Source organism: Blastococcus sp. SYSU DS0552 (genome assembly GCF_054050815.1).
Window position 1 is genome coordinate 1 of sequence record NZ_JBJHAB010000039.1, and the last position, 5,998, is coordinate 5,998.

At 76.7% G+C, this 5,998-nt stretch carries 6 protein-coding genes and 1 tRNA gene; 3 read left to right on the top strand and 4 right to left on the bottom strand.

The features are described from left to right. Positions 1-45: 45 nt before the first annotated feature. A complete protein-coding gene (locus ACI8AG_RS20355) occupies positions 46-546 on the top strand; it encodes an enoyl-CoA hydratase-related protein (protein WP_456598477.1) in 501 nt (166 codons plus the stop codon). Between the two features lie 72 nt (positions 547-618). Here the strand turns inward: ACI8AG_RS20355 and ACI8AG_RS20360 are convergent, their stop codons facing one another. From ACI8AG_RS20360 to ACI8AG_RS20375, 4 genes are all read right to left on the bottom strand, one after another. Next, positions 619-924 (bottom strand): PH domain-containing protein, encoded by a 306-nt coding sequence (locus ACI8AG_RS20360; RefSeq protein ID WP_456598478.1) that lies wholly within the window; start codon positions 922-924, stop codon positions 619-621. Positions 925-1,055: 131 nt separating this feature from the next. Next, the gene (selB, locus tag ACI8AG_RS20365; protein WP_456598479.1) at positions 1,056-2,801 is read right to left on the bottom strand and encodes a selenocysteine-specific translation elongation factor; all 1,746 of its coding nucleotides are present in this window, start codon (positions 2,799-2,801) and stop codon (positions 1,056-1,058) included. Continuing rightward, the gene (selA, locus tag ACI8AG_RS20370; RefSeq protein WP_456598480.1) at positions 2,792-4,108 is read right to left on the bottom strand and encodes an L-seryl-tRNA(Sec) selenium transferase; all 1,317 of its coding nucleotides are present in this window, start codon (positions 4,106-4,108) and stop codon (positions 2,792-2,794) included. The genes selB and selA overlap by 10 nt, the downstream gene beginning before the upstream one ends. A 30-nt stretch (positions 4,109-4,138) precedes the next feature. After that, a tRNA-OTHER gene (locus tag ACI8AG_RS20375) sits at positions 4,139-4,234 on the bottom strand. Positions 4,235-4,248: 14 nt separating this feature from the next. Between ACI8AG_RS20375 and ACI8AG_RS20380 the strand changes: the two genes are divergently transcribed. Beyond that, positions 4,249-4,866, top strand: coding sequence for a helix-turn-helix transcriptional regulator (locus ACI8AG_RS20380; RefSeq protein ID WP_456598481.1), 618 nt, complete (start codon positions 4,249-4,251; stop codon positions 4,864-4,866). A gap of 10 nt (positions 4,867-4,876) precedes the next feature. Continuing rightward, positions 4,877-5,884 carry a selenide, water dikinase SelD gene (gene selD, locus ACI8AG_RS20385; protein WP_456598482.1) on the top strand — a complete coding sequence of 336 codons (1,008 nt, stop codon included), beginning with the start codon at positions 4,877-4,879 and terminating at the stop codon, positions 5,882-5,884. The last annotated feature ends 114 nt before the right edge of the window (positions 5,885-5,998 follow it).

Genomic DNA, 5,998 nt, shown 5'->3' on the forward strand with positions numbered 1-5,998 from the left:
TGGTGTGTGTTGTGTGTGTTTGTGTTTTTTTTTTTGTGTTGGGGGGTGGCGGGGGCGGGGCGGCGGGGGCGCCCCCCCCCCCCCCCCCCCCCCCCCCCCGGCGGGGTCGGGCTGCTGGCGGCCTGCGACGTCGTCGTCGCGGCGGAGTCGGCGACGTTCGCCTTCTCCGAGGTGCGCCTGGGCCTGGTGCCGGCGGTGATCTCCGCCGTCGTCCTCCCTCGGATGAGCACCCACGTGGCCCACCGGCTCATGCTCAGCGGCGAGGTCTTCGACGCCGCGACCGCCGCCGACGGAGGGCTGGTCGACCTGGTGGCCGGTGACGACGAGGTCGACGCCGTCCTCGCCGGGCAGCTCACCGCGCTGGCCGCCGGTGCGCCGGCCGCCCTGGCCGAGGCCAAGCGGCTGCTGCGGGCACGCCAGCCACGGCTGGAGTTCGAGCCCCTGCTCGACCTGTCGGCGCGCTTCTTCGCCGGCGAGGAGGGCCAGGAGGGCATCGCGGCGTTCCGGGAGAAGCGCCCCGCCCGCTGGGTCCCAGCCACGGACTGACCTGTTCCCGCCGCATGCTCGTGCCCTGCCCACAGGGGTGGGCAGGGCACGAGCGAGCGGGGACCGGGCTCGTCAGAGGACGTAGGTGGCGATCATCTGCCCGAGCTGACGGATGTCCGCGTTGCCCTTGAACTCCAGCCGGACCTTCCCGAGCCCGCTGAACCAGAGGTCCAACTCCGCGTCGAGGTCGAACGTCCCGGCGGTCTCGATCGAGAACGCCTGCATCTTGCTGTAGGGAAGGGACGTGAAATCCCGCTTCTTGCCCGTCATGCCTTGCACGTTCACGGCGATGAGCCGCTTGTTCGTGAAGACGACGAAGTCACGCACCGCTTTGAAGCAGGCGACGATCTGCTCGCCCTGGATGAGCAGCGGCGCCACGGCGGGACCGATGTCCTGAGGATTCGCGGGGTTGAGCTTGAGACGGAGCCGTTGGAGAAGTCGATCACCCCCGCACGCTAGGTGCCGGAGCACGGGAGTCGTCCTCGACGCGCGGAGCCGGGACAGGCTGCCTACCGCAGCCGGCGGGTGGTGTCGGGCAGCCGCTCGGTGACGCCCCGGGCGTCCAGCCACTCCATGAGGGGCACCGCGACCCGGCGGCTGGTCCCCCACGCCTGCCGTGCCTGGCTGAGGGTGAACGGCTGCGGGATCCGCGCGAGCCGCTCCCGGGCCACCGTGTCGACGCCGGGAGCCAGGTAGACGCCCTCCCCGACGCGCACGAGCTGCCCGCTGCGGACGGCCGCCGCGAGCTCCCGGGTGCCCAGCCCCGCGTCGGCCAGCTCGGGCGCCTCCGGAGCGGCGAACGGATCGGCCGCCAGCCGGGCACGAACGGCGTCGACCGCCCGCTGGACCTCCGGCGGCAGGTCCGCCGCGCCGTCGACGACGCGGCCCTCGCGCAACACCAGCGGCTCGCGGACCAGCGCCGGCACCAGCTCGGCATCGGGCAGCTCGAGCGCCCGGCGCACCACCTCCGCCGGCGGCCCCGGCTCCAGCGGCCGCAACCGCCGGTAGCGGGCGACGATCTCGGGCACCCGCGCGGCGAGCTCGTCGGCCAGCCCGGCGGCCAGCAGCCAGGGGCCGAGCCGGGTCGCCCCGGCAGGCACCGGCCAGCCCATCGCGGCGAAGTCGGCGGAGCGCACGATCCGGCGGCGGGCGAGGTCGGCCGAGGCGCCGTCGGAGCCGGCGGGCTGCGCCACCAGCTCGGCGGCCCGCTGCCGGGCGGCGCCGCGGCGGCGGAGCTCGGGCGGGTCGACGTCGCGCACGTCGGCGCCGAGCACCCGCCGGGCGCCGGGGTCGCGCAGCAGCAGCCGGTCACCGATCCGCAGCGGCAGCGGGGAGGCGAGGCGCAGCCGCACCGCCCGGCCGTCCAGCGGCCGCAGCCGCGCACCCACCGTCGCGGAGCCGACGTGCACCACCGGCTCGGCCGGCAGCCGCTCCTCCGGCGCCCCGGCCAGCGTCGCGTCGACGACGTCGGTCAGCCGGAACGCGCCCGGGGTGAGCAGCGCGTCACCGCGCGAGAGGTCCTCGACCGCGACACCGCGCAGGTTGAGCGCCACGCGCGCGGTGGCCGCGGCCCGCTCGACCGGCTCGCCGAGCGACTGCACGCCGCGCACCGTGACCTCGCGGTCCCCCAGCAGGAACCGGTCGCCGGGCGCGACCGCTCCGGCGGCGAGCGTCCCGGTGACCACCGTGCCGGCCCCCTTGATGCTGAAGGCCCGGTCGATCCAGAGGCGCACCGGCGCGTCGGGGTCCGGGGCCGGGAGCGCGCCGAGGAGCTCCTCCAGCCGAGCGGTCAGCTCGGCCAGCCCCTGCCCGGTGATCGAGCTGACCGCGACGCCGGGGACCTCGCCCATCGACGTCGCGGCCAGCCGCTCGCGCACGTCGGCGAGCACCGGCGCGGGGTCGGCGAGGTCGGCCTTGGTGACGGCGAGCAGGGCGTGCCGCACCCCGAGGGCGTCCAGGACGGCGACGTGCTCGGCGGTCTGCGCCGACCAGCCGTCGTCGGCCGCGACCACGACCAGCGCGGCCGGCACCGAGCCGACGCCGGCGAGCATGTTGCCCACGAACCGTTCGTGTCCGGGCACGTCCACGACGGCCAGCCGGCGCCCCGAGGGCAGGGTGGTCCAGGCGAAGCCGAGGTCGATGGTCAGCCCGCGGCGGCGCTCCTCGGCCCACCGGTCGGGCTCCATGCCGGTGAGCGCGCGCACGAGGGCCGACTTGCCGTGGTCCACGTGACCCGCGGTCGCGATCACGTCCACCGGCGGACCACCTCCAGGACGGCCGCGGCGAGGGCGCCGTCGTCGGAGGGATCGACGCTGCGCAGGTTGAGCAGCGTGCGACCGTCCTCGACGTAGCCGACCACCGGGGTGGCGCCCAGGCGCAGCGGCTCGGCGAACCGCTCGGGCAGCGCGACCGCGGCCCCGGGCAGCGGGTGCTCGGGCGCCCCTCCCCCGCCGACGCGGGAGTCGGCGTCCACCGCGAGCGCGTCCACGCCCCCGGCCGCCAGGCGCTCCGCCAGCGCCCGGGCCCGTGCCCGCAGCTCCTCGACGTCGGCGGCGAGCATCCGCTGCACGGGCGGCAGCGGGCCGCGCAGCGTCGCCTCCAGCGCGGCCAGCGTGGTCTTGTCGACCCGGAACGCCCGGTAGAGCGGGTGCCGGCGGAGGCGCTGCACCAGCTCCGCGCGGCCGAGGACGAGGCCGGCCTGGGGGCCGCCGAGCAGCTTGTCACCGCTGGCGAGCACGAGGTCCGCACCGGCGGCGAGCGCCGTCTGCAGGTCGGGTTCGTCGGGGAGCACCGGATGCGGCCGGAGCAGCCCCGAGCCGACGTCGGCGACCAGCGGGATCCCGGTGCCCTCGAGCGCCGCCGCGAGCTCGTGCACCTCGACCGCCCGGGTGAAGCCGCGCACCACGAAGTTGGACGGGTGCACCTTCAGCACCGCGCCGGTGTCCGGGCCGAGCGCCCCGCGGTAGTCGGCCAGGGCGACGCGGTTGGTGGCGCCGACCTCGTGCAGCCGGGCGCCGGTGCTCTCCAGCAGCTCGGGGATGCGGAAGCCGTCGCCGATCTCGACCAGCTCGCCGCGGGCGAGCACCAGCTCCCGGCCCTGCCCCAGCGCGGTGGCCACCAGCGCCAGCGCGGACGCGCAGTTGTTCACCACGAGCGCGGCCTCCGCGGCCGGGACCGCTTCCAGCAGCGCCGCGATGGCCGCCTCCCCCCGCGGGCCCCGCCGACCGGTGCGCAGGTCGAGCTCGACGTCGGTGGTGCCGCTCGCCGCGGCCACCGCTGCGACGGCGGCCTCCGACAGGGGCGCGCGGCCGAGGTTGGTGTGCACGACGACGCCGGTGGCGTTGAGCACCGGGCGCAGGCTGCCGGCCGTGGGCGGGAGATCCGCGAGGACGGCGTCGACGGCGGCGTCCGGCGCCACCTCGCCGGCCCGGACGCGCTGCTGCACGCGCTGGACGGCGCTCTTCACCAGGACGCGCCCCAGCCGCTCGCCGGCGCCGGCGAGGCGGGGGTCGGCGAGCAGCGTGTCCGTGCGGGGCACCTGGCGGCGCGGGTCGGTCGTCATCGCCCCGCAGCGTAGGTGCGGGGCGGGAGCTGGCGGAGGCGGACGGGAATCGAACCCGCCTGGCCGAGATGCTCGGCCACGTCGGCTTTAGAGGCCGCGGGGGCCACCAGACACCCTGACGCCTCCGCCCGGCAGCCTACGTGGAACTGTCGGTGGTCGCTGCCAACATCGGCAGCGTGAACCGCACCGAGCCCCGCACCCCGGCCACGCTGCCGCCGGTCACCCTCACGCCCGAGGAGGCCGCCGCCGTCGCCGCCGCGCTGGCCGCCCCGGCCGCGGGGCCCTATGCCGAGGCGGGGCAGACGGCGCTGGAGAAGGTGCTGACGGCGCTGGAGCCCGATCCGGCCCAGCGGGCGCGGCTGCTGGCGAGCAGCCGCTGGCTGGCCGCCGAGGCCGCGCGGGACGCCGAGGTGCTGCGGCGTCTGGAGCGTGGGCTGGCCGAGCGGCGCGTCGTGGTGCTGCACTACTGCGACGGCCGGAACCGCTGGTCGGAGCGGGCGGTGGAGCCGCAGCTGCTGGTCCACACCGGGGCGCACCGGTTCCTGGTGGCCTGGTGCCGCGAGCGCCAGGCGCTGCGCTGGTTCCGGGAGGACCGCATCGGCGGGGCCGAGGTCACCGACGAGGCGGCTCCGCGTCGTGAGCTCGCCGGGATCGGCGGGCCGCCGTCCCCCGGGCACCCGGCCGGGCGGCGGCTTCCCCGCACCCCGCCGGTCCCCGAGCCACCCCGGCTCCGGGTGCTGCCCGGCGGGCGGGCCTAGATTCGGGGCCGTGACCACCGCATCCGCGCGCATCCGGCTCACCCAGTACGCCCACGGCGGGGGGTGCGCCTGCAAGATCCCGCCCGGGGAGCTCGAGGCCGTCGTCGCCGGGCTCACCGCGCAGGGGCCGGTCGACCCGGCGGCCGAGCTCGTCGTCGGCCTGGACGACGGCGACGACGCGGCCGTCGTGCGCCTCGCCGGCGGGCAGGGGCTGGTGCTGACCACCGACTTCTTCACCCCCGTCGTGGACGACGCGTACACCTTCGGCCGGATCGCCGCCGCGAACGCGCTCTCCGACGTCTACGCCATGGGTGGCACGCCCGTCGTGGCGGTCAACCTGCTCGGCTGGCCGCGCGACGTGCTGCCCGCCGAGCTGGCGGCGGAGGTGCTGCGCGGCGGGCTGGAGGTGGCGCAGGAGGCGGGCTGCCACGTCGGCGGCGGCCACTCCATCGACGACCCGGAGCCGAAGTACGGGATGGCGGTCACCGGCGTGGTCGACGTCGACCGGATCATCACCAACGCCGGCGCGGTCGCCGGCACACCGCTGAGCCTCACCAAGCCGCTCGGCGTGGGCGTGCTCAACAGCCGGATGAAGGCCACGGGCGAGGTGTCGGAGGAAGCGGTCGCCTCGATGACCGCGCTCAACCGCGACGCCGGCCGGGCCGCAGTGGCCGCCGGCATCCGCGCGGGCACCGACGTCACCGGGTTCGGCCTGCTCGGGCACCTCTACAAGATGGCGCGGGCCAGCGGGGTCACCGCCGTCGTCGACGCCGCCGCCGTCCCCTACCTGGCCGGCGCGCGCGAGGCGCTGGCGGCGGGGTTCGTCTCCGGCGGCACCCGGCGCAACCTGGACTGGGTGCGCCCGCACGCCGACCTCTCCGCGGTCGGCGAGGACGATGCGCTGCTGCTCGCCGACGCCCAGACCTCCGGCGGGCTCCTGCTCGGCGGCGAGGTCCCCGGCTCCCCGGTGATCGGCGAGTTCGTGCCGCGCCAGGAGCACGTGGTCATCGTCCGCTGACAGCCCCAGGAGCATCGCAGCGAGGAACGAGCGAGGAGCGGACTGGGGCGCGGAAGCGGACCAGAGCCATCGTCCGCTGACAGCCCCAGGAGCATCGCAGCGAGGAACGAGCGA

Excerpts from the sequence above, each read along its gene's own strand:
- selA (WP_456598480.1), bottom strand. The coding sequence starts at position 4,108 with ATGACGACCGACCCGCGCCGCCAGGTGCCCCGCACGGACACGCTGCTC.